The 24,229-nt window shown below is 31.6% G+C and carries 28 protein-coding genes; 10 read left to right on the top strand and 18 right to left on the bottom strand.

Annotated features, from left to right (window positions below; genetic code table 11):
• The first annotated feature begins 4 nt into the window (after window positions 1-4).
• Genes D1869_RS00635 through D1869_RS00615 form a run of 5 tightly spaced genes read left to right on the top strand, consistent with a single transcriptional unit; the run spans window position 5 to window position 2,871 of the window.
• Window positions 5-253 (top strand): hypothetical protein, encoded by a 249-nt coding sequence (locus tag D1869_RS00635; protein WP_010978171.1) that lies wholly within the window; start codon window positions 5-7, stop codon window positions 251-253.
• On the top strand, window positions 253-717 hold the full coding sequence (locus D1869_RS00630) for a Mut7-C RNAse domain-containing protein (protein ID WP_156013497.1): 465 nt from the start codon (window positions 253-255) through the stop codon (window positions 715-717). Before D1869_RS00635 ends, D1869_RS00630 begins: the two co-directional genes overlap by 1 nt.
• Window positions 689-1,381: a TIGR00296 family protein gene (locus tag D1869_RS00625; protein ID WP_156013495.1), complete on the top strand. Its 693-nt coding sequence runs from the start codon at window positions 689-691 to the stop codon at window positions 1,379-1,381. Before D1869_RS00630 ends, D1869_RS00625 begins: the two co-directional genes overlap by 29 nt.
• Before the next feature lie 50 nt (window positions 1,382-1,431).
• Window positions 1,432-2,133 carry a protein disulfide oxidoreductase gene (gene pdo / locus D1869_RS00620; RefSeq protein ID WP_156013493.1) on the top strand — a complete coding sequence of 234 codons (702 nt, stop codon included), beginning with the start codon at window positions 1,432-1,434 and terminating at the stop codon, window positions 2,131-2,133.
• A 42-nt stretch (window positions 2,134-2,175) separates the two neighbouring features.
• Complete coding sequence (locus tag D1869_RS00615; RefSeq protein ID WP_156013490.1) at window positions 2,176-2,871, top strand: hypothetical protein; 696 nt, start codon at window positions 2,176-2,178, stop codon at window positions 2,869-2,871.
• Here the strand turns inward: D1869_RS00615 and dcd are convergent.
• A complete protein-coding gene (gene dcd / locus D1869_RS00610) occupies window positions 2,828-3,379 on the bottom strand; it encodes a dCTP deaminase (protein WP_156013488.1) in 552 nt (183 codons plus the stop codon). The genes D1869_RS00615 and dcd overlap by 44 nt on opposite strands.
• Before the next feature lie 148 nt (window positions 3,380-3,527).
• On the opposite strand from dcd, the gene D1869_RS00605 reads away from it, so the two are divergent.
• Both D1869_RS00605 and D1869_RS00600 read left to right on the top strand, forming a co-directional pair.
• Window positions 3,528-5,330, top strand: a complete 1,803-nt coding sequence (locus D1869_RS00605; protein ID WP_010978165.1) for an ATP-dependent DNA ligase — start codon at window positions 3,528-3,530, stop codon at window positions 5,328-5,330.
• 48 nt (window positions 5,331-5,378) lie between these two features.
• Entirely contained in the window at window positions 5,379-6,365 is a 987-nt protein-coding gene (locus tag D1869_RS00600; protein WP_156013486.1) for an MBL fold metallo-hydrolase, read from the top strand.
• A 7-nt stretch (window positions 6,366-6,372) separates the two neighbouring features.
• Here the strand turns inward: D1869_RS00600 and D1869_RS00595 are convergent, their stop codons facing one another.
• From D1869_RS00595 to D1869_RS00525, 15 genes are read right to left on the bottom strand one after another with little or no spacing between them, the layout of a single operon-like run.
• Complete coding sequence (locus D1869_RS00595) at window positions 6,373-7,476, bottom strand: NAD(P)/FAD-dependent oxidoreductase (protein ID WP_156013484.1); 1,104 nt, start codon at window positions 7,474-7,476, stop codon at window positions 6,373-6,375.
• On the bottom strand, window positions 7,473-8,834 hold the full coding sequence (locus tag D1869_RS00590) for a (2Fe-2S)-binding protein (RefSeq protein WP_156013482.1): 1,362 nt from the start codon (window positions 8,832-8,834) through the stop codon (window positions 7,473-7,475). The genes D1869_RS00595 and D1869_RS00590 overlap by 4 nt, the downstream gene beginning before the upstream one ends.
• The gene (locus D1869_RS00585) at window positions 8,812-10,452 is read right to left on the bottom strand and encodes an alkaline phosphatase family protein (protein WP_156013480.1); all 1,641 of its coding nucleotides are present in this window, start codon (window positions 10,450-10,452) and stop codon (window positions 8,812-8,814) included. The genes D1869_RS00590 and D1869_RS00585 overlap by 23 nt, the downstream gene beginning before the upstream one ends.
• A 2-nt stretch (window positions 10,453-10,454) precedes the next feature.
• The gene (locus D1869_RS00580) at window positions 10,455-10,715 is read right to left on the bottom strand and encodes a hypothetical protein (RefSeq protein WP_052846862.1); all 261 of its coding nucleotides are present in this window, start codon (window positions 10,713-10,715) and stop codon (window positions 10,455-10,457) included.
• The gene (locus tag D1869_RS00575) at window positions 10,708-11,343 is read right to left on the bottom strand and encodes a uroporphyrinogen-III synthase (protein ID WP_156013478.1); all 636 of its coding nucleotides are present in this window, start codon (window positions 11,341-11,343) and stop codon (window positions 10,708-10,710) included. The genes D1869_RS00580 and D1869_RS00575 overlap by 8 nt, the downstream gene beginning before the upstream one ends.
• A complete protein-coding gene (gene hemC, locus D1869_RS00570) occupies window positions 11,324-12,208 on the bottom strand; it encodes a hydroxymethylbilane synthase (RefSeq protein ID WP_010978158.1) in 885 nt (294 codons plus the stop codon). The genes D1869_RS00575 and hemC overlap by 20 nt, the downstream gene beginning before the upstream one ends.
• Window positions 12,205-13,464, bottom strand: a complete 1,260-nt coding sequence (gene hemL, locus D1869_RS00565) for a glutamate-1-semialdehyde 2,1-aminomutase (RefSeq protein WP_375781468.1) — start codon at window positions 13,462-13,464, stop codon at window positions 12,205-12,207. The genes hemC and hemL overlap by 4 nt, the downstream gene beginning before the upstream one ends.
• Window positions 13,461-14,471, bottom strand: coding sequence for a porphobilinogen synthase (hemB, locus tag D1869_RS00560; protein ID WP_156013474.1), 1,011 nt, complete (start codon window positions 14,469-14,471; stop codon window positions 13,461-13,463). The genes hemL and hemB overlap by 4 nt, the downstream gene beginning before the upstream one ends.
• Window positions 14,425-15,663: a glutamyl-tRNA reductase gene (locus D1869_RS00555; RefSeq protein WP_156013472.1), complete on the bottom strand. Its 1,239-nt coding sequence runs from the start codon at window positions 15,661-15,663 to the stop codon at window positions 14,425-14,427. Before D1869_RS00555 ends, hemB begins: the two co-directional genes overlap by 47 nt.
• Complete coding sequence (locus D1869_RS00550; protein ID WP_052846218.1) at window positions 15,656-16,312, bottom strand: precorrin-2 dehydrogenase/sirohydrochlorin ferrochelatase family protein; 657 nt, start codon at window positions 16,310-16,312, stop codon at window positions 15,656-15,658. Before D1869_RS00550 ends, D1869_RS00555 begins: the two co-directional genes overlap by 8 nt.
• A gap of 47 nt (window positions 16,313-16,359) precedes the next feature.
• Entirely contained in the window at window positions 16,360-17,421 is a 1,062-nt protein-coding gene (gene fen, locus D1869_RS00545) for a flap endonuclease-1 (RefSeq protein WP_156013471.1), read from the bottom strand.
• Window positions 17,418-17,648: a hypothetical protein gene (locus D1869_RS00540; protein ID WP_052846216.1), complete on the bottom strand. Its 231-nt coding sequence runs from the start codon at window positions 17,646-17,648 to the stop codon at window positions 17,418-17,420. The genes fen and D1869_RS00540 overlap by 4 nt, the downstream gene beginning before the upstream one ends.
• A gap of 6 nt (window positions 17,649-17,654) precedes the next feature.
• Window positions 17,655-19,976 (bottom strand): CDC48 family AAA ATPase, encoded by a 2,322-nt coding sequence (locus tag D1869_RS00535; RefSeq protein ID WP_156013469.1) that lies wholly within the window; start codon window positions 19,974-19,976, stop codon window positions 17,655-17,657.
• A 47-nt stretch (window positions 19,977-20,023) separates the two neighbouring features.
• A complete protein-coding gene (locus D1869_RS00530; protein ID WP_010978151.1) occupies window positions 20,024-20,299 on the bottom strand; it encodes an elongation factor 1-beta in 276 nt (91 codons plus the stop codon).
• Between the two features lie 9 nt (window positions 20,300-20,308).
• Window positions 20,309-20,512, bottom strand: a complete 204-nt coding sequence (locus D1869_RS00525) for a zinc finger domain-containing protein (RefSeq protein ID WP_010978150.1) — start codon at window positions 20,510-20,512, stop codon at window positions 20,309-20,311.
• Between the two features lie 45 nt (window positions 20,513-20,557).
• On the opposite strand from D1869_RS00525, the gene pth2 reads away from it, so the two are divergent.
• On the top strand, window positions 20,558-20,923 hold the full coding sequence (gene pth2 / locus D1869_RS00520) for a peptidyl-tRNA hydrolase Pth2 (RefSeq protein ID WP_156015870.1): 366 nt from the start codon (window positions 20,558-20,560) through the stop codon (window positions 20,921-20,923).
• 177 nt (window positions 20,924-21,100) lie between these two features.
• Complete coding sequence (gene truD, locus D1869_RS00515) at window positions 21,101-22,192, top strand: tRNA pseudouridine(13) synthase TruD (protein WP_156013467.1); 1,092 nt, start codon at window positions 21,101-21,103, stop codon at window positions 22,190-22,192.
• Here the strand turns inward: truD and aspS are convergent.
• Both aspS and D1869_RS00505 read right to left on the bottom strand, forming a co-directional pair.
• Window positions 22,189-23,478 carry an aspartate--tRNA(Asn) ligase gene (gene aspS / locus D1869_RS00510; protein ID WP_156013465.1) on the bottom strand — a complete coding sequence of 430 codons (1,290 nt, stop codon included), beginning with the start codon at window positions 23,476-23,478 and terminating at the stop codon, window positions 22,189-22,191. The genes truD and aspS overlap by 4 nt on opposite strands.
• Before the next feature lie 2 nt (window positions 23,479-23,480).
• Window positions 23,481-23,987: a transcription elongation factor NusA gene (locus tag D1869_RS00505; RefSeq protein WP_010978145.1), complete on the bottom strand. Its 507-nt coding sequence runs from the start codon at window positions 23,985-23,987 to the stop codon at window positions 23,481-23,483.
• 70 nt (window positions 23,988-24,057) lie between these two features.
• Between D1869_RS00505 and D1869_RS00500 the strand changes: the two genes are divergently transcribed.
• A complete protein-coding gene (locus tag D1869_RS00500; protein WP_156013463.1) occupies window positions 24,058-24,228 on the top strand; it encodes a 50S ribosomal protein L40e in 171 nt (56 codons plus the stop codon).
• Window position 24,229: the final 1 nt, after the last annotated feature.

Below are 24,229 nucleotides of genomic sequence, written 5' to 3'. Positions count from 1 at the left end.
ACTTGTGCAAAAGGAAGATAAAATAGTTATTATTAGGGGTATAATTGGAGTTATCGCAGGTGTTCTATCTTTCCTTTTTTTAAATAACGAAATTATAGCATTTTTAATGCCTCTGATAGCTTACATTGTTTCGATATTTTTATTCTTTATTTATAAATTTGACCATTTTGGTAAATGGGACATATATGGTAGAGGTGTATTAATTCTTTTTTCAGCTTGGATTTTAATATTTTTAATACTATATAATGTTTGATGCAATCACAAAAGTTCATTGTTGATGCTATGTTAGGTAAACTTGCTAGATGGCTAAGAATTTTAGGATATGATACTCTCTATAGTAACAATTACGAAGATTGGAAAATATTAAAAATAGCAGAAGAAACTAAGAGAGTTATAATAACTAGGGATAGAGGATTATGTATTAGGGCAAGAAAGAAAAACTTAGAATGCTTTTTTGTTTATTCATCAGAAGATCTAATTGATATATTAGCTAAACTTTCAAAAAAATACAAAATTGATCTAAATGCTGATCCTAATTTTAGTAGATGCACAGAATGTAATGGTGTGTTGGAAAAAATAGACGATAATAAGTGGAAGTGTACTAAATGTGGAAAAGAATATTGGAAAGGTTCTCATTGGAGAACTATAGAGAATACCCTTATTAAGGCAAGGAGCAAAATAAAAAATAATGAGTCAAGAGCAATTAGTAGCAGTTAATGAATTAAATGAGAATTTAGGTAAGGTCCTTATTAAAATAGCTAGAGATTCTATCGCAAATAGATTAGGTATATTAAAGATTAATTTAGAAGATTATTTGTCTTCCCTTAATGATCCTATACTTAATAAAAAAGGTCTTGCATTTGTTACACTTGAGACATATTATGGTAATTCTACTTCATTGAGGGGATGTATAGGTTATGTAGAAGCTGTAGCTCCTCTTAAAGAAATAGTTTCAAAAGCTGCTATTGCTGCAGCTTTTTCTGATCCTAGATTTCCTCCTCTTTCTAAAGGAGAATTTGACAATATTATTATCGAAGTTACAGTACTAACAAAGCCCCAAGAAATTGATGTTAAAAATAGATGGGAATTGCCCAAGAAGATTAAGGTGGGGGAAGATGGGTTAATAGTTGAATATGGTATTCTTTATAGCGGTCTTTTATTACCTCAGGTTCCAATGGAATATTGTTGGGATGAGGAGACTTTTTTAGCCGAGACCTGTATTAAAGCTGGCCTTGAGCCCGATTGTTGGTTAAATAATAAAGTTAAAATAAAGAAATTTCAAGGTATAATATTTAGAGAAGAAAAACCAAAATCTGAGAAAATCTTAATTATTAAACCTAGTGAAGTTAAATGTAAGAAAGAAGAGATATCTTTATTATGATAGATACATTTTTATTTAACCGTGTTAATTATCATTATTAGCGTGAAAGCATGGAAGAAGAATTCGCGGAACTCTTTACAGATGAAGTAAAACAAGCCCTTGTTGATGCACTTAAAGATATGAAGAATCCAGTAGATATATATGTTTTCATAGATTCTAATGATCCTCACTGTCATTATTGTGAGGTAACAAAAAGGTTTCTACAATTTATGAGTGATGCTGCCCCTAAGGACTCTGAAGGAAAAAGTTTAGCTGTTGTACATGTTATTGATAGGGCTGATCCTAATTCTACTGAGATATTTAAAGAATTTCGTGTAGAGAGAGTTCCCACAGTTGCCTTTATGAAAGGTTACCTAAGATGGACTGGAGCACCTTTAGGAGAAGAAATAAGAGCTCTAGTAGAAACAGTAGTGAGACTATCCCTTGGAGAAAGTGGACTAAGTGCAGAAACAATAAATGCGATTAAAAATAAATTAAACGGATATGTGAAAATCGAGACTGTGGTTACTCCGTCATGTCCATATTGTCCATATGCTGCATTAATGGCTCATATGGTTGCTTATGAAGCATGCAAAGCTGGAAAGTGTAATGTTGAATCTGATGTAGTTGAAGCCTATGAGAACCAAGATATTGCTGAAAAATATCAAGTAATGAGTGTACCTACTGTAGCTATAAATGAGTCTGTTGAATTTATTGGTGTTCCTTACGAAGAAAACTTCATTAATTCACTATTGGAGAAACAAAAGTTGTAATATAGGCTAATTTTTTATCGTATTATTTCTAATTATGTGTTAATGAAGATTATTTATATTAAGTTAACTGATGAGGAGTACAAAGAACTAGAGGAAAAAGCAAGGAAAGAAGGCTATGTGTTAATGACAGATTATATAAAAGCTATTTTATTTTCTCCTCATTCATCAGAGGCATACAGTTTACCTCAGAATGTTAATGATTTAGTTTCACAAATTACTTCAAGGTTAGAGAGAAAAGTCCAAGATCTTATAAATCCTTTTACGTCACAATTTGAAGATCTAAAAAAAAGAATAGCTGAAATTGTAGAAAGAATAGATGAATTGGAATCAAAAATAGAAAGTAAACCCATAACTAAGGAAGAGAGACTACCTCAACCTTCACAGAGAAAATCTTTTGAGTCTACGAAAAAAGAGGGGGAAAAAAAGACTGCTATTGATATTCTTAATGAGCAAGGAGTAGTCTTTGAATCCGAATTGAAGTTAAAAAACGCTGATGCATATTTTTCTAAGCTAGAAAGGGAAGGGGCAAGAATAATATATACTGAGAAGGAGAGAATTGCGTTATCTCAGGAATTTTTTGATAAATTTATAGATAAATTAAAGGAAATAAAAAGTCCAGATCCTGCAGAAGCTGAATCTAAATTAGATCCAAAAGAGGCTAAACTTTTCAAAAGGTTAGTTAGTGAAGGTCTAATTATTTTTGATGGAGAGGCAAAAACTTGGAAGCCTCTGTTCTAAATTTCGGTAAAGTAACGCCTTTTTGGCCTTGATATTTTCCTTGATACGGGTGTTCTACGGGTGATAATGTTCTTGCAAATATTAAGTGTATGAAACGTGTCCCTCTCCTTAATAATACGGGAAACGATGAACCTACAACCTCAATTGTTATTTGTCCTTTAAATCCAGCATCTACTATAGTAGGTGGAATAAACAAGCCTAGTCGCGCAAAGGATGAGCGAAGGTTAACAAAAGCCATAACATCATTTGGAAGTTCAATATATTCTTCTGTGGTTAAAAGTACATGTTCATATGGTTGAATAATAAACTCCTCAATTTTTTCGATTTTGAAAAATGCAGGATCGGGATTATCTGGATCAAATACTTTATCCGTTTTTATAAATCTAGCAATTTCTCCTCCAACTCTAAGGTCAACTCCGTTTTCCCTAACGGTATCTTCTCTTAGTGGGTCTATTTTTATCCATCCTTTCTCTAGATAATATTTTAAATCACGATCACCGAGAATCATTATGTATATTATATTTTGACGGATTATATTTATAAAGCAAAAGTCAGAGTAACTCTGAGTCTTCATCTATCTGAAATGCCGGGTTTTCATCACTGTATTATATCGTCAAAGCTATAAATATAAAAGTTAAGCTAAAATATTTTAAAGTATGGAGTTTAAACTCATAGCTGAGTACTTTGATAAACTTGAGAAGATATCTTCAAGGCTTCAACTTACCGCATTACTAACTGATCTGTTTAAAAAGGCTGATAAAAATGTCATTGATAAGGTAGTTTATTTAATTCAGGGTAAATTGTGGCCAGACTTTTTAGGCTATCCAGAGTTAGGAGTTGGTGAAAAATTACTTATTAAAGCAATTTCGATTGCTGTGAATGTCAAAGAGGAAGTAGTAGAAGAGCAATTGAAAGTTGTTGGTGACTTAGGAGAAGTTGCGATGAGACTTAAGAAAACTCCTCAGTCTGCCTCAATTTTAAGCTTCTTAGGTGCTCAATCAAATGAAGGTTTAACCGTTGAAGAAACTTATGAGTCTTTGACTAAAATAGCGTTGGCTTCAGGTGAGGGTAGTAGAGATATTAAAATTAGATCTTTAGCTGGGTTACTAAAGAAGGCTTCTCCTTTAGAAGCAAAATACATAGTTAGGTTCGTAGATGGAAGATTAAGAGTTGGAATCGGTGATGCCACAATAATGGATGCACTATCAACAGCATTTACCGGGAGTACTTCATTTAGACCATTAATAGAAAGAGCATATAATTTAAGAGCGGATCTAGGTAATATTGCAAAAATTATTGCGCAACAAGGCGTAGAAGCTTTAAAGGACATTAAACCTCAAGTAGGAATTCCTATAAGGCCTATGTTAGCCGAAAGAATGAGTGATCCTGCAGAGATTTTAGCTAAAGTAGGCGGTGAAGCTTTAGTAGATTACAAATATGATGGGGAACGTGCACAAATACATAAAAAGGATAAAGAAGTATATATATTCTCTAGAAGATTGGAGAATATTACTAGAATGTATCCTGATGTTGTGGAATATGTAAGAGAATACATAAACGCTAATGAAGTTATAATCGAAGGAGAGATAGTAGCTGTAGACCCAGAAAGTAATGAGATTAGACCATTTCAAGAGTTAATGCATAGGAAAAGAAAGAATGATATAAATGAAGCTATAAAGGAATATCCAGTAAACGTTTATCTTTTTGATTTAATGCTTTATGAAGATGCAGATTATACCATGAAGCCTTTGCCAGAAAGAAGGAAGAAACTAGAAGAAGTTATTAAACCAAATGATAAATTACATATAGCTCATCATATTTATACAAATAATGTAGATAAACTGATGGAATTCTTTTATGATGCTATAAGCAATGGAGCAGAAGGTGTAATGGTGAAATCGGTTGCTAAAGATTCTATATATCAGGCAGGTTCTAGAGGTTTCTTATGGATTAAACTGAAGAGAGATTATCAAAGCGAGATGGCTGACAGCGTTGATCTAGTAGTAGTAGGAGCATTTTATGGAAGAGGAAAAAGAGGAGGTAAATTGAGTTCATTATTAATGGCTGCATATGACCCAGAGACAGATACATTTAAAACTGTATGTAAAGTAGCATCTGGCTTTAGTGATGCTGAATTAGATGAATTGCAAAAGAAATTAATGGAGATTAAGTTAGATAAAAAAGATCCAAGAGTTGATTCACAATTAGAACCTGATATATGGGTTGAACCTAAATATGTTGCTGAAATTATAGGTGCAGAAATAACACTATCTCCAGAACACACGTGCTGTAAAGATATGGTGTCTAAAGGTGCAGGATTATCAGTAAGATTTCCTAGATTTATAAGATGGAGGGATGATAAAAGCATAGAAGATGCTACAACTCCTAAAGAAATTTACGAAATGTATAAAATGAAATTGAGAAAGAAGGAAGAAGAACAGCACACTGATGAAGCATAAGGAATTATAAAACTAAACTTCAAATACTTCTTTTTCCTAAAATAGATAGTGTTTGATATACTAGATAATGGTGCAATTTTATTAGGCAACAATTTTACTATCGATGGGCATTACAGAAGGTTATTTAGGGTTATAACTCATTTTCATTCCGATCACCTATTAGAACTAGATAAAAGTATAAAAGAATGTTCTAGTGTTATAGCTACTCCTATAACTTTGGATGCTGCATCAGTGTTAGGTTATACTATTCCTAAGCATAAAAGAATAGAACTAGATTATGGTATTACACTAGATGTATTGGATGAGAAAATTAAGCTTGAAAAAGCTGATCATATAATGGGTGCATCTCAAGTGGTTGTAAAGAGTGATAATGTTGAATTAGCATATACTGGAGATTTTAAGAATCCAGGAAAAGGTACGCCTATATTAAATCCAGATGTTCTAATTATTGATGCAACTTATGGTAATCCAGCCCATAAAAGGCCTTATAAGCATGAAGCTGAGATATTGTTTTCTGATTATATTCGTGATGCTTTGATCCAAGGTCCAGTTAGAATATTTGGTTATTATGGTAAGCTTCAAGAAGCTATGAAGATTTTAAGACAATATGATGTAGACGCTCCTTTTATTGTAGCTGGGAAGGTAAAAGATCTTACAAATGTTGCAATAAAACATGGTATAAAGATAAATGATGTATTTGATGAAAAGAGTAAAGAAGGCAAGGAAATAATGAAAGACGGCTGGTACATAAGCTTTAAACATGCTACGGAATTTAAAAATAGGGATAATGCAGCTACGAATTTTCTTCTAGATGGCTGGATAATAAAGGACTTTATAAGAAGAGTTGATCAAAAATCCTTTATTATAGGTCTAAGTAGCCATGCTGATTTCCAGGATACAATATATTATATTGAAAATACCACTTCGGACATTATTGTAGTTGATGGAAGTAGAAGTAAATATGCTAAAGATCTGGTAGAATATGCAAGGAAAAATATTCCTAAAAAGGATTTTATTATATTACCTAGGTTATAAATGAAGTCTATATTACTAGATTTTCTTTTAGTAATTTGTTTTTTGCAAATCTATCTGGTGTAAAAATTGAAAATGATGGGTCCTTTTTGTTATCAGCAATTAGATCAGCCATCAATTTACCCGAATATGGAGCAAACATCATGCCATGTCCGCTATATCCAGCATCAATATATAAGTGTTCTGGCCATTCTTCCCCATATCCCATAATGTGAGAATTATCGGGTGTCATCTCATAATATCCACTCCATCCACGTAAAATACCTAGACCAGATATGTTTTTTACTAATTGTTTTAATCCTTGTAAGAATTTACTCATCTCTTTAATCGAGATAGTAAATGGCAAAAATCCTCTTTCTGTTTTAGTTTCTGTTCCTCCTATGATCTCTCCTTTTAATGTCTGAGAAAAATATATATCTTTATCTATAATAAGCGGCTTAATAAAGTATTTTATGGGCTCAGTAATAAAGATTTCTTTTCTCTCTGGCTCAATATATGGTTGTATGTTTATCTTTTGTAGTAGTTCACCGCTCCAGGCTCCAGTTGTTAAAACAACTTTCTCAGCTTCAAAGAATTTTCCAGATTCTGTTTTTATACCTTTAACTTTGCCACTTCCTATTACAATTTCACTGACTTTATCAAAAACTATTTTATACGAATCTTTTACTGAAATATAATAACTATAAAGTATGTAATCATGATGAAATGCACCATCTTGCGGTGCATAATAGCACACTCCTTCAACGGAAAGATAATCGAATTCTTTACAATTAATAAATCTTCCTCCTATATTCTTACTTTTCCATAAAGAGTCTAGTTTTTTGAAAATTGATATTTGTTCTTCACTTCTAAGTATCCACAAATACCCTGTTTTATAAGTTACAGAATTTAAGAAAAGTTCTTTACTTCGAGATACAAGATAAGGTATTGCCTTTAATGCATAGTCAATATTCTCTTCACTGTAAAAATGATAACGATACCTACTTGCATTTCTACTACTAGAACCATATCCTATTCTTTTCATTTCGATTATTAGTACGTCTTTAATACCCTTCTTTTTTAAATGATAGGCTAAGCTAAGACCATGTGCTCCGGCTCCAACTATTATTATCATAAGCTCACCGGATAAATAGGTGATCTGAAAGTTATTAGAGTAGGACTTTTTAAAATACTTCCAGCAACTATACTACATACTTTACCTTGACAATGGCCCGTACCTAATCCAGTAATTCTTTTTATATCCTCGACACTAATGAAACCTAATTTTTTAGCGAAATTTATATCGTTTAAATCAATATCTTCACACTCACATATAATTCCGCCTTCTCCATATAAGTATGGAGAATTATTCTGTATCACATCATTATTGAACAATCCTGGCTCATATATACTTACTTTTTTGTAATCCAAAGTGTTTGTTGCACTTAAATAACTTATATACTCATCCATTATTCCCAATGCACCACCTATAACTTTACTACTATCTGCTGGTTGATAGATATGTAATGTGTGATTGAATCTATAATCCACTCCTAAATTAGTTATTATCTCTATTCTTGGTTGTTTTACTATAGAAAATACTACTAATTGAGCTTTTACTAAATTACCATTATACGTAGAAATTACTATAACATCTTTTTTATTTTTTATATCAGATATATTATCTTCAATTATCTCAATTCCTTTTTCTTCAAGTTGTTCTCTGTAAAACTTAGAAAATAAGGGTTTAATTCCTCTAGGATAGATTATTATAGCTTTTTCAGCATTTAATGCAGTTCTTGCTGTCAAATTTGTAAAACCTAATACAACAATATTTTTATATTTATTCTTTAATTTCCTTAAATACAATTCTCTTGAAACTATTCCTACAATATAGTTTCTGTTAAAAATGGGTCTTAACGTTCTTCCTCCTACACTTATTATAATATCCTCAGCAGTAAGTAACAAATACTTATCTTTTGTTTCGAATAGTAATCCTTCATCAAATTTACCAAGAAATTTACCTATAATTATTCTGTCGTGAAATTTCTTAATTTTTTCCTTTATTTTCTCTAATAGATCTCCCCGCTCTATCTCTGGTATCGGGCTATAATCATATTCTAGGTCCCCAATAAGTTCATGTGTTATTAATAATGATTTATCATCCAATGCAGTAATGCCAGCTGTACCACCACCTATAATGATTCTTTTTACTGTTATTTTTTCAATGCTTTTGCTCGTGGAAGGAAAGTACTTTGTTGGAAGTTTTTGAAATAAAGATAATTTAGGTGAAAGTTTTCTTATAATAGGATTTCTATGAAATAATGCTATATTAAAAGGAATTCTAATTCTTGATGTTTCTCTATAGAAATTGTTTGCAAGATTAATTTTTTTCCCATTAAGATTTACTTCTACGTGAGGTAATCCTTCTTCATAATAACTAATTCCTATAACCCTTCTTTTTCTTTTACTAATAATTGTTGAGATCTCCATACTTTTCTACTAATGTAATAATAGGCTTTCCATCCATTTTAACATTTGTTACGTTAAATAATTTCAAGATCGTAGGTGCCACATCTATTATTTTTGCATTTGAAATAAATTTCCTTCTTGTATTACTCTTCTTATCATAAAATATAATAATACCGTAAAGATCATCCTTTCTAAAATAACCATGTTCTCCTGATGTCATTTTGTAATATTCAATTTTTTCTATTATGTTCATATCTTTTTTAACTAAACTACTTATTCCGTATTTCTCTTTAAGACCTGTGATATAAATATCTCCTTCCCTATCATTAGCAGGAGATTCTCTTGCTACAATAGATGTAAAAATTCTTTCATTTTTTTCTTCGTCAACTAAATTTTCTAAGTTTCTTACTATATATCTTACTAATTTTGGGAATTCCCTATGTGACACTATGCCGTTTTTTTCTCTATTTTTTAAATTAATTCTTATTTGGCCTCCTCCACCGTAATATGCTTTTGTTTTACTCCAATCTATTTCTTCATTATCATTTAATTTCAATACATTAATTTTTTCAAGAAACTTATTTATAAAAATTTTCTTTTCAACTTCAGCTATTCCATGGTCAGAACACACGAAAAATACGTCTGCATAATTAAGTTGTGCTCTAATAAATTCATCTGCCATTTCGTATCCTTTTACTATATGTTCAAAGGCTTTTTCTTCGTTAATACCGTAAAGTAAATGCTGGAGGTTATCTACTATTGGTAGATATGTAATAGCGAAATCCCAATTAGTATTTTCTAGCATGAATAATGTATAATTAAGAAAAAATGAGTATGTGAGTTCGATAGTTTTTAAATATTCATCTAACGTTATAATTCCTTTATATAAAGAGTGATAGTCTCCATCTAAAATCATTCCATGTTTATTTACTATAAAATTCCATATTTTTTCTTGTAATTCAGTATTATTTCCCCATTTATAATTGAAGAAACTAATAGGACTTACATATACGTTCTCATGCCTAGCATGTAGAAATATGGTTCCTTTCAATTCATCTTTGCCGCACTTACCTAAAATTTCGATAGGCTCACTCCATTCTCCCTCTTCTAATTCAATTTCTTTTTCACCATAAGGGCTTGTATAGACTATGAGGTACTTAGAATTACGTTTCTCTACAAGCCATATATTACTTAGGATTTTGTTTTCTCCTTCTAAAAGAACTTTAGCATCGCTGCACTTCTTTATTTTACTTTTATATGGGTCGAATAATATTACATCTTTAATTTTCCATTTATCTGGTAGTGCTTGAGGATTAGAAGTTACTGTGACTTTATATCCATGTTTACCTAGATATGCCCAAATAGGATCAGATTTTAAACCTTCACTACTGAACGCTGATAAAGGAGAAGATAGCGAGCGTCCTTTTATAAAAATTTTAGGTGCTGTAATTCCGTTATGTTCAGGTAAGTTTCCAGTTATTAATGAGGCTAAAGCAATTGGAGTAAGGGAAGGAAATACTGATTCCAATTTTCCATAAAAACCAGAATTTATCAACTTATTTATAGTAGGTAATTTATCCTTAATTTTTTCAATTATTTTGTATGATGCACCGTCTATTATGATTAGTAATACTTTCAATGTTACTCACTGTGGACTTTCTTATTTATCTCATCTACAACTTTTCTAGGTGATATTAAATTGATGTGATCTCTTTTTATATTACCTTTTTTATCTACACTAATTGCAAATTCATATACACCGTCTTTGTTCTGAAATTTTCCATAGATATCATACCTATCCTTAAATGACTGATAAAACTTTATCTCCAGCGTATTTATATCAAAATCTCCAATCAATTTCTTTAATGTAGAAATTGTTATTGATTTTATTTCTTCATCCATCATAAGCACCCAATTCTTTTAATAATTTTAAAATTCCTTTCATATCATGCTCTTTCGCTTCATATATGTTTTTCTTATCTTTAATTACTTTAGAAGTAGACGGACCTATGCTTACTATTATTTCACATTCTTTTATAAAATCTTTCACTAAACTAGCTATATAAGAGCTAGTTAAAACTATTATATCAACTTTACATTTTTCAATTAGCTCTCTGGCTTCTTCTAGTTTTTGTAAATCTGCTTTTAAATTATAATCAGCAATTTGCTTGATATCTAAACTGTTATCTATTGCTATCAAACTCCTAACTAGAAGTGGATTTTTAGTATTCTGCTTTATTAGTTTTACCAGATATTCTACAGTATATTCTTCTGGTATAATCACATTTTTAATATTACGCTTAATTAGCTCTTCCGATGTACTAGGTCCTACGGCAAATATAGCTTTTCCTTCAATTTTATCAAAGTCTTTAAAACATCTTACTGCATTAATACTCGTGAATCCAAGGCCGTCTATCTCGTGTAAATTAACAGTATAATTTATACATTCAGGTTTTAAAATACTAATTTCAATAAAATTCTTACTATAAGGAATATTAGATCCTTCGGGCCTAAGGAATAATACCTTCATTTTTTATTTCCTCCAAGAATCTTTTACCTAATAATTCCCCTGCTTCATAAGGAGTCATGTTATGAAAATACTCTTCTATTGTAATCTTTTTCCTACCAAATGAAGAACTAATTATTCCATGGAAATCTTTATCATATTTTTCAAAATAAACTCCAATTGGTGAATGGCATCCACCCCCTACAATACTTAATGCTTTTCTTTCAGCAATAGCAATTTCTAATGTATCTTTATCATTTATTTCATTAAATATTTTCTTTATTGTTTCATCTTTTTTTCTTCCTATAACTACTATTATACCTTGATTAGCTTCTGGAGTGAATAAATGAGGATCTAACCTATAATACTGAACCTGCTCTTTTAGCCTATATATTGAAGCCTCAGCTATTATAATGCCGTCATATTGACCTTCAAAATACTTCTTTAATCTAGTATCTATATTTCCTCTCAAATCCTTAATGTTAAGATCATTTCTATAAAAAGTTAGGAAATTTTTTCTTCTAATACTACTAGTTCCTATAATTGAATTTGGTTCCAAGTTAAATAAGTTTTTTCTTGAGATTAAAATATCAAATGGAGGATCCCTGGGTAATACAGCATAAATTTCCAAGTTTTCTGAAATCTCAGTCAAGATATCCTTCATACTATGAACAGCGACATCAGCCTTATTATCTAAAACTGCTTGATTTACTTCTTTTTCGAATACTCCTTTACCTAGTTTAGATAAAGGTTCGTTCTGGAATAAATCAGCTTTAGTTTTAATCTCTATAAATTCAGTTTCTATACCTAATTTATGTAAATAGTTTTCAACCATCATTACTTGAATTCTGCTTAGTTTACTACCTCTAGCTGCTATTCTTATTCTCATATTTCACTAACCACCTTATGAATTGCTTCAATAGTAAGATTTACTATCTCATCAGAGTGTGAACTAGATGTAAATATTGTCTCAAATTGACTAGGAGGAATGAAAACGCCTAGTTTCAGCAGTTTTTCATGAATCTTTACATAGAGATGTTTATTAGCTAACCTAGCATCATCAGCATTAGTTACTTTACTTATACCTATAAAGAATTGGAACATGCTTTGTATTCTATTTATAGTATATTTAAAATTCTTTTTAGATAAAGAATTATCTAGTTCTTCTGCTATTTCTTTTGAAGCCTTATTAGCTATATCATATGCATTTGTTGTCTCTAGAACTTCTATTGTAGCTATTCCTGCAGCCATTGTAAGAGGATTAGCATTAAATGTACCAGCATTAAATACATTTCCTTCTGGGGTAAGATTACTCATAATTTCTTTTTTTCCAGTAACTGCACCTATTGGTAAGCCGCCACCAATAATCTTTCCTAAAGTAGTTAAATCTGGGATTACCTTAAAATATCCCTGAGCGCCACTAAGTCCTAATCTAAAACCAGTTATTACTTCATCGAATATAAGTACAGAATTATATGTTTTCGTAAGTTCTCTTAATCCATTAAGAAAGTCTTGCTCTGGTAAAATCACTCCCATATTTCCCATTACTGGTTCAACTATAACTCCAGCTATTTCCTCAGTTCTAAGGTGTTTTTCTACGCAGTCAAGGTCATTATATTTACACACTATTACAGTATTAATTATCGAAGTTGGAATGCCTGAAGATATAATAACATTGAACTCTGATACAGCACTACCAGCATTTATTAAAGCGTAATCGTGAGCTCCGTGATAATTTCCGTCAAATTTTAATATTTTTTCTCTTTTTGTATATCCTCTAGCTAAGCGTATTGCTAACATTGTTGCTTCAGTACCACTGTTAACAAATCTAATCTTTTCAGCAGATGGTATATGAGATCTTATTTTTTCAGCTAATTCAATTTCCTTTTTACTAGGAGTTCCGTATAACCAGCCTTTCTCTATTTGTTCTATTATCTTCTTTTTAACATATGGATGTGCATGACCTAATATTAGTGGGCCATATCCTAGAACATAATCTATGAGTCTTTGTCCATCTATCGTATAAAGGAATGCTCCCTCACTTTTTTCAACATAAAAGGGGTATGGTTTAACGGCAGCTCTTACAGGGCTATTTACTCCTCCAGCAAATAATTCTAAGGCTTTCTTCCAAAGATTTTCGCTCAAAAAGGTACACCTTCTTTTATCCAATTAGCTATGTCTTTAGCATAATACGTTATAATTAAATCTGCACCAGCTCTTTTTATTGCAGTAGTTATTTCCAAAACAGCTGTTTTTTCATCTATCCATCCATTTAAGGCTGCTGCTTTAATCATACTATATTCTCCACTAACATGATATGCAGCTAATGGATATTGTGGGAAGGTTGTCTTTACTAATCTTATAACATCTAAATAAGTGTGAGCCGGTTTCACCATAAGAATATCAGCTCCTTCTTCTATATCTAAACTAGCCTCCTTCAATGCTTCAAAGGCGTTTCTTGGATCCATTTGGTATCCTCTTCTATCACCAAAAGCTGGTTTAGAATATGCTGCATCTCTAAAAGGTGAATAAAACGTTGATGCGTATTTTACACTATACGACATTATTGCAGTATCCGTAAAACCCGCTTCATCTAATGCCTTCCTAATAGCTCCAACAACGCCATCCATCATTGATGAAGGTGCTATAATATCAGCTCCTGCCTCAGCTTGGCTGACTGCAATAAGTGCATGAACTTTTAGGCTTTCGTCATTGTTCACACAAAGTTTTCCATCTTTTTGTGTGATAATTCCACAATGTCCGTGAGAGGTATATTCATCTGTACATTCATCAGTAATTAGTAATATTTTCTCTCCGAAAGTTTGCCTAAGCAGTCTTAGTGATTTTTGTATTATTCCATTTTTATCGTATGCTGATGATGCAAATTCATCTTTAAATGAGGGTATTCCGAAGAGAATAAAATTCTTTACGCCAAAACTATAAACTTCTTCGACAAACTTTATCAAGTGCTCATTAGGTGGATATCTATAAACACCAGGCATACTATCTATCTTTTCTGGTTCATTTATATTTTCTTTTATGAAAATAGGCTGTATTAACCCAGAAGTAGTTAAACTTGTTTCTGCGACTAAGTCTCTTATTAACTTATTTTTCCTTAGTCTCCTCGGTCTTAGAGTTGGAAATGTTACCATTACTTAATATTTCGAAAATGTTGTTAATGTAATTTGCCATATCTTCATTTTTTCTAACGGTTTCAAAAAGCGGTGAAAAGATTTTTTTAAGCATTGAATTAGTCATTTTATCAATAATATTCTTTATCTCTTCTTTATCATTAGCATGTTTTAAAATTTCTGCATAAGCTCTATTTATTTCAGCTTCCCTAATATCTTCTATTCTTTTCATAAATTTAGAAATAAGTCTATTTTGATTATATTTAATAATTTCATTCTTAAAATTCTCTATCTCTATATGGATTAATTCCTCAGCTTTCTGTAAACTTAATATTTTTGTTTCCATTATTTTCTCTGAGATAGATCTCAAATTTTCTAACGTAATAACATTGTTACCTAAAACAATCTGGGGAACAGAAAGATCAATTACTAGTTTAGGATTTGGTAGATTTATTTTTTTATCATAATATATTGCAACAAATACAATATCATAATTATTTATTTTATCAAAATCTAATGGTTCTGCTTTAAAGCCATACTTATTGGCAACTTCTAACGCTTTTTCGTATGTTCTGTTAAATATTGTAACATTTTGAGCTCCTTCATTCTTCAACATTAGAGCTAGTTTATTTCCAATTTCTCCGGCTCCTACTATAGCAATTTTTACATTGCCTATGTTATTATTTGATACATGTTTAGCATATTCAACAGCTAATGCATATATACCAGTTTTCCCTTTTGAAATTTCCGTTTGTTGTCTAATTTTTCTTCCAACCTTTATAGCATTTTTAAAAAGAAATTCTAGTTTTTCACTGCTTAATCCAAGTTTTTTACTTTTTTCAATGCTTTCTTTCAATTGTCTAAGTATTTCGTATTCGCCTATAGCAAGTGAGTCTAAACCAGATGATACCTCAAACAAATGCTTTACTGCATCTTCCCCTTTTAAGATCATAGCATCTTTACTAATCTGCTTTCCATGAATTTCATCTAATTTCTGTAAAAAATCTTTAAATTCTTCTTTGTTATATGTATATAAGTATGTCTCTGCTCTGTTACATGTTTGTAATACACTAATTTCTCCCTTTATTAGTCCCTTTAGCAATAACAATTCTTGATCTTTAACATAATGTTCATATAACTTACTTATTCCAACTGTTTTGTATGTATATACTATTGCTATATAATTGTTTATATCTATAAATTCGTCACTCATTTATAATCACCTTTGCTCTATCTATTGCTAAATCTAATTTCTTTTCTTTTATATAATTTCTAAAAATTTCATCATTAAATATTTTACTATAATATGTAAACCTTTTTGAAGGATCATTTATTTCTGATTTAAGTAACTCTTTGACTGTTTCCATTACTTTTACTAGTTCATAAATTTCATCACTAAGAATATTTTTACGAATAAGTTCAATAATGTATTTTGATGATAAGCTAGATTTGCCGAAAGTAGTAACAGCTATTGAGAGTTCATTATCTGTATAGTATATAGGCACTATAAAACTAGATTCTTCTATATTAGTAGGATTATTACATAATTTTTTTAATTTTTTTGCTTCATGACATAATTTACTGTTAATATTTTTATCATTTGTAGCAGTAATAATGATATCAAAGTTCGCTAAAAAGTTTGAATCTAAATCATTTGCATCCTTTTTTATTAATGAAATTTTATCCTTATAGTTTAATAATTCTTCTGAGAAATTTAAACTTACAACAGTAACTTTAGCTCCATGTTCATAAAAGTTTAAAGCTCTTTTAGTCCCTACTTTTCCTCCGCCTATAACTAAGACATTAAGGTCAATCAGATTAAGGTATAATGGAATAAAAGTGTGAGTGTTCACAAATATCATTATAAAATTATTTAATTTAAAAGCTATGTACATGAAAATTTAGTTAATCAAAACCATTGATCAAGTCCAGTCTGACGAGAAGCTCCTTTTGCTTCTCTCTTTGCTTTTTCTAATCTCTCTATCCCGTTTTTTACTCTTTCCTCGTTAAAATCGTGCGTTTTAACGAGGATATCTAATATTTTATTACTATCACAATCTACTAATTCAAGATTTTCCTTAGGCTCTACTACTTGTGGTTTTAGGAATAGACTTCTTATCTCTTCGACGTTAAAATTGACTTTAATTTTTGGTATTTCTCCTTTTTCTATTGCTTTTTCTAAACTACCATATTTTTTAATAATTCTATATGCGGTTTTAACGCCATAGCCTTTAATTCCATCTGGGTTATAATCTGTTCCAACTATAATGCCAATGTCTATTAATTGTTCTCTAGTTAAACCCAGTTTTTTTAATAAAGTATCTAGTTCTATTAGTTCTGGTTTAATCTCTACATATACATCTTTTCCCGGAAGTTTCCTTTTACCAGTTAAAGTAAGATTTCTTATTAACCTTTTAGCACCAAATAAAAGGGAGTCATAGTCTTGGCTTGCAGTTGCCCAACTTAAGCCTAAAATATTTATATATGCTGCTTCTGCTTCACCTTCTGAAGGTGCTTGAACTACTGGAATTCCCATAGCTTTCAGTAATTCCTTGCTTTCTTCAGCCATTTCGTTAGTAAGTCTAATACTCATTTGAGCATATTTTTTTAACTCACTAGCCTTTATACTTCCTTCTGTTTTGGCTTGCTCTAACTTCTTTTCAGCTTCTTCTTTTACTTTTTTTCTTCGTTCTAATTCTTGAGCTTTTTGTTCTGGTGGTTTTCCATCAAAAACATAAATGGGTATAATTCCCTCCTCCAGAATACTTATAGTCCTATAAAATAATCCATTAAGATGACTAGTTACTCTTCCTTGACTATCCATTAATGGTGTTCCATCTGGTTGTCTTATCGCAGCCAAAAACTGATAAAGGGCATTATATGCATCAATACTTATTTTCTTTCCTTTAAGTTCAGCGAAAGATAGTTCCTTTTTTACCTCTTCAACAAGCTCAGCAAGATCTACTCCTATTCCTTCTCACCTATATAATTAATCATTCTTACATTCTCTCTTATTAACGTTACTGTAATAAATCCCCTAATTTCTAGTTTCATTAATGCTTTTAAAAAATCAGAAAAAGATATTTCATAATTTACGCTTTTCTTAACTTCGTTATATAAATCTTCATCTGTAATAGGTGCATTTCTCTTCTTAAGAATTTCAAGAATAATGTAATGTAACGGAATTTCTCTCCACATTTATTTTCACGTGAAGGTACTAGGCTTCAAATTAGCTCTTGGTAGTTGTTGCCTTGCTTTTTCTAACCAGTTCTGGTAGAACTGTATCATGTCCATAGTTACTGATGGTCTCACTTTCTTTAATGCGATCTCAAAATGCCTTTTCTCGACTAGAACTCCTTTTCCTTTCATGCAGTCCTTCACAATTCTATCTCTACATTCATTATCATTTCTTTTACAGTTTTCATCAGCTTTTTTCATACATTCACTCATTTCTTCTCTTATTGCTCTTAATGTGGCTTCTCTAACTAGTGCAGCTAAATCAGCTCCTGTGTAGCCTTCTGTTTTTTCAGCTAGCTCATCTAATGTAATATCTTCAGCTAATGGTACATTCCTAGTATGAACTTTCAAAATCTCAGCCCTAGCCCTCTTATCTGGTGGAGGAACATAAATCAACCTATCAAACCTACCAGGCCTCAACAAAGCAGGATCAAGAATATCAGGCCTATTAGTAGCAGCAATAATAACCACATTCTCAAGTTTTTCAATTCCGTCCATTTCTGCTAGTAGTTGGTTTACTATTCTTTCTGTTACGCCACTGTCTGTTGTTAGTCCTCTCATTGGTGCTATTGCGTCTATTTCATCAAAGAATATTACTGTTGGTGCTGCTTGCCTAGCCTTCCTAAATATTTCCCTAATAGCCTTCTCACTCTCACCAACCCACTTTGATAAGATTTCAGGACCACGAACAGCAATAAAATTAGCACCACTCTCAGTAGCAACAGCCTTAGCAAGCATAGTCTTACCAGTACCAGGAGGACCAAACAACAAAATACCCTTAGGCGGTTCTATTCCAACATTCTCATAAGCTTCTCTGTATTTTAGTGGATATTCTACTACTTCTCTTAATTCTTCTTTTACATCCTCTAGTCCTCCAATATCGCTCCAATGAACTTCGGGTACTTCTACATAGATTTCTCTTAAACCGCTTGGTACGATTTCTTTAAATGCCTTTAAGAAGTCATCCATATTTACTTCCATTTTTTCGAGTATTTCTGGTGGTATTTTATCCTGGTTCAAATCAATTACTTGTAGATATCTTCTTAATGCATTCATTGCAGCTTCTCTAACTAAAGCAGAAAGATCTGCACCAGTATATCCATGGGTCATTTCAGCTAATTTTTCTAGGTCTACATCCTTGGATAACGGCATATTTCTAGTGTGAATTTGTAATATTTCTAATCTACCCTGCTTGTCTGGTAATGGTATTTCTATTTCTCTATCAAATCTTCCTGGTCTTCTTAGCGCGGGGTCAACGGCATTAGGTCTATTTGTAGCTGCAATAACTATTACATTACCTCTACTCTCGAGACCGTCCATTAATGTTAATAGTTGTGCAACAACTCTTCTTTCAACTTCACCTATTACTTCATCTCTTTTAGGTGCTATTGCGTCTATTTCATCAATAAATATTATAGCTGGTGCGTGTTTCTTTGCATCTTCAAAAATTTCTCTTAGTCTTTGTTCGCTCTCACCATAGAATTTGCTCATAATTTCCGGTCCATTAATAGATGTAAAGTAAGCTTCTGTTTCATTAGCTACTGCTTTAGCTAATAGGGTTTTACCTACTCCAGGAGGACCATATAGTAAAATTCCTTTAGGTGGTTCAATTCCTAATCTCTTGAATAATTCTGGGTGTTTCAGTGGTAATTCTACAAGCTCTCTTATTTTCTGTATTATATGCTTCATTCCGCCAATGTCCTCATAAGTAACCCTAGGATATCTAGCTTGTTCTGCTGGTTTTTCAGATATTGTTATACTTGTCTCATCTGAAACAATCACTATTCCTTGAGGTCTAACCTGAACTACTGTAAAAGGTATAGCTTGACCTAGTACTGGAATAAGAACAGTATCTCCTTCAACTAGAGGGTAATCTTTAAGTTTTTTCTTTACATAAGATATAAACCCTGGATCAACAGTAATTGAAAAATTCGAAGGAGCTAGTTTTACGCTAGTTGCTATTTTTGGTGAGGCTTTTCTTACTATAACTTTGTCTCCTATAGAAACACCCGCGTTTTTCCTTGTTATCCCATCCATTCTAATTATGAATTTGTCTTCTTCTTCAAGGGCATCTTCTGGTGATAAAGGCCAAGCTATTGCGGCGGTCTTTCTTTGTCCTTCAATTTCAATTACTTCTCCAGGATTAACGCCTATTTGGTTTAATAAATCAATGTCTACTCTAACTTTTCCTCTTCCTACATCTTTTTGTTTAGCTTCAACTACTCTCAATATAAGCTCTTTCTTACCAGAAGGAGGAATTTCAGCGCCAGTACTCAACTCTATCTCCAAAATATGTATATAAATAATGTGGTATAAGAACTTAAAGTATAATTAATTTAAAAACCTAGTCTTGTAATACCAACTACCTCAGCATGACTTACTCCTTGAATGCTGTTTATTATCTCTTCTAATGTATCAGTTCCTCCCTCAACATTTTCAGGCATTTGTACATATGCAATTAATGCTTTTAAACCGTAAGCTATTGGCTCTGTTTCTTTTCTTACTAACTTATATCCTGCGGGTAGTTTCTTACCAATTTCTTCATATAAATTATCAAGATTCACTTCATCACTTTCTGGGAATACTTTTACTACTACAAGGACGTCTGTCATATAATCACCTTATGGACCTTCAAAACCACATTTTGGACAAGTATAGGACACTATGTGTTTTCTGCAATAATAACATCTTCTTATAATTATTTCTCCACAGTTAGGGCAGTAAAATTCAACTCCTTTCTCTCTAGGGTGTATTAGTTTTCCGCAACTGGAGCATACTGGTGGTTCAATCTCTTCTCTTAAACTTAATCTGAAATTTAGACTCATTGTATTACATAGTTTTTAATTTGGTTTATAAATTCTCTCTTTTTGATGGCTACTAAAATGGTAATAGTCGTAAGGACAGATTTAGATATGGGAAAAGGCAAAATAGCTGCCCAAGTCGCTCATGCAGCTGTTTCATTAGTTCTTGATATTCTAAATTCTAGTAATAGTCTTTGGAAAGAATGGTTATATAAATGGCTAGAAGAAGGACAACCTAAAATAGTTGTTAAAGTTCCTAACCTCGATGAATTAAATAAAAGATATGAAAAGGCTATAGAACTAAATTTACCAACAACTATAATACAAGATGCTGGAAAAACGCAGATAGAACCTGGAACAGTAACTTGTATAGGAATTGGACCAGCCCCTGTAGAATTAGTTGATAAGATAACTGGAGATCTAAAACTTCTTTAATTTTTTATTAATAAAAATTTTTAATTACTAGATAAAATCTGCTTGTTTATAATTAGAAATTATTGTAATAGTGTTTAAATGAAGTTTAGATATTCAGTAAAAACTTTAAGTCAGCGAATATTTTATCACTAATTTAGGCGAAGTTAACTGGTAACTACACCGCATCCAATAGATATAATGCTCGGGATGGAGAAGTATTTTATAAATGAAGACTGGAGTCCACTGAAGGTTTTTATCAATAGACCTGATGGTTTTAGGGTTATTGAGGAGATCTCTTATAAACCTGCTACGGAATGGAAAGGTTCCATACAAGGCAAATATGCTGTATATTTACTTAGAAAGCGGGGAATAGATCATTTTACTGTGATAAGTGAAATATCAAAAATATTACATAGCAAGATACATTATATAGGAATTAAGGATACAAATGCTATTACAGAACAAATAGTATATACAACTAATGTAAAAAATATTATTGAGAAGTATGAAAATGACAAGTTTCTTTTAACCTTCTTAGGTTATAGCAATTCTAAATTTAATCATACTGGGAACATATTTGAGATAGAGATAGAAACTGATGATATTAAAGAGCTTGAGAAAAGAGTAAATAAACTAAGGAGCATAAAATATTTACCAGCTTATATAGGCTATCAACGATTTGGGACAAAAAGACCTATAACTCACATTATAGGTAAAATGTTGGTGTTGAGAGAATGGCAAAATGCTATTGATTTTTTGGTAGGATATCCTTTTGAAAGCGAAAGCGAACTTGTAAAAAAAGCTAGATATGCTTATATGAAAGGCGATCTTAAAGAAGCACTAGAATTATTCCCTAAAAGATTTAGAGATGAAAGAATAGCTATTAAACTGCTTCTTAGGAATGAGAATTATTTTAACATATTAAGAAATTTACAAACTCCACTTATATTTTACATAGAAGCTTACCAATCATATTTATTTAATAAGTATCTATCAAGGATAATGGATCATACTAAGATAGATGAGAATTTAGTAATAAAAATTCCTACATCATATGATAGTTGTGATAGTATTTGTAGAGAAATATTTAGAGAAGAAGGACTACTAAGTATTAATTTTAAGATTAAGGAACTAAAACTAAATGTTAAGGATCTTGTAAGAAAAGCATATACTCTAATTAGAAATTTAACCATAAAAGATAAAAAAATTACATTTGCTTTAGATCGTGGAATTTATGCAACTATTGTTATAAGAGAGGTTGCGAGAACTGATCCAAGACTTTTTACTTAGGGTGTTAGTCTTTTCTTATCTCTAGGGAAGGGAACTATTTCCTTAACGCTCTGTATTCCCGTTAACATTACCATTAGTCTTGCTAGTCCCATTCCAAATCCGGCGTGAGGTGGCATTCCATAATCAAACCATTTTAGGAAAAACTCGAAGCTCTCTGGTTTCAATCCTTTTTTCTTTAATGTTTCTTCTAGTACTTCTCTCTTATGGTTTCTTGTGCTTCCTGATACTATTTCTAAAAATTTATAGATTAAATCGAAACTTTCGCTTAATTCTGGGTTCTCACTTTTACTTTTAGTATAGAATGGTCTTGCATCTGAGGGCCAATCAATAATGAAATATAAATCCTCTTTTAGTTCCTCATTAAGTATTCTTAATTCGGGTGTTCCTATATCATCTCCAAATTTAATATTGTATCCTTTACTTCTTAAGATTTCTATTGCTTCAGTGTACTTTAATCTTTTAATAGGTATCTTTACTTCTGGTGGTTCATAATTTAAAATTTTTAGCTCTTCTTTTCCTTCTTCTTTTATGGTCTTTACAATATTATGTAATATTTTCTCTAAAAGTTGCATTACATCGTTATAATCAGCAAACGCCATTTCTACATCCATACTAATAAATTCTGCTAAATGAAACGGTGTATCAGATTCTTCAGCTCTCCAAGCAGGAGCAACTTCAAAAACTCTTTCTACTACTCCAGCCATAAGTTCTTTATAAAGCTGTGGGCTTTGCGCTAAAAATGCTTCCTTACCAAAGTATATCACGGGAAATAATTGTGCACCACCCTCAGTAGCTGATGCTATAATCTTTGGGGTGAAAATTTCGATAAATCCTTCTTTATATAATGTTTCTCTAAAAGCCTTTAGTGCTAAAGATTGGATTTTTATTACTGCTTGCATTTCCTGTCTTCTTAAATCTAATACTCTCTCTCTAAGTCTAGTATCTATATCAGCTTTTACTTTACCAGAAACATCTAAAGGTAAAGGTGCTTTTGCTTTACTTAGTAAAGTTATTTCTTCTGCATGGAGTTCTATCCCTCTAGGAGCTCTTTTATCAGCTTTTACTATACCTCTCACTTGGATAACACTTTCTTGTGTAAGTTCTTGCGAAATACCAAAAGCACTAGAGTTTTTGTCTACTACTACTTGACCTAAACCAGTCTTATCTCTAAGTATTATAAATTTCTTACCACCTAAGTCACGCAAAAGATGAACCCATCCAGCCCATATTACTTCTTTTCCATCATATTCTGGAGTTACATCAGCAATGAAATGACTTCTATACATTTTTACTCCACCCTAATTTTTATTGGGATAGCATGGATTTTTGATAGTGCTGTTTCTAACGAATTTTCATCTGCTGGTAGAAATCTCTTTTCGTTTCTAGAGATTCTTATAACATATTGTACTGAACCATCTGGTAACCATACTGTATTTACTCCTAGTACTCTTGCTGGTGATAATAGTTGAGACGCTGTGGACTTAATGTTGTTACTTTTTTCAAGGATTCTTACTTTTAAGCCTAGTTTCTCTTGAAGTATTTTAGCTATCTTAATCCATTTTTGATGAGACATTGTAGGTGGACTAGTTACTAGTAATATCAATAAATTATCTACTTTAAACGCTTTATGATATACTGCATCTTTCAGTTCTCTAAACTGTGTTTCTTCTAGATCTAATAAAATCTTCATCACGTCTACTTCATAATGTTCTACTTCGCCCTTATCTATCAGAGATTGACAACGATTGCATAGAAGTCCACTTTTTACACAAATATAATCTAGCGGTATCTTCATCCTCTTTCAACTCCGCTTTTACCGCAATACTTTTTTTGAACTGACTCATATTATTGAATCGGGGTTAAAAATGCCACTCACCGATCCAGTAAAGCTTCAAATAGTTCAACAGCGTGTATTTTTAAAGAAAGTCTGTAGAGATTGTGGGGCATTAAATTCCATAAGAGCTACAAAATGTAGAAGATGCCATAGTAAAAATCTAAGACCAAAGAAGAAAGAATTACCAGCTAAGAAAGGATAGC

Origin of the sequence: Sulfurisphaera ohwakuensis, assembly GCF_009729055.1 — an archaeon.
Taxonomy (GTDB): Archaea; Thermoproteota; Thermoprotei_A; order Sulfolobales; family Sulfolobaceae; genus Sulfurisphaera; species Sulfurisphaera ohwakuensis.
This window is presented reverse-complemented; position numbering and strand designations above follow the sequence as displayed.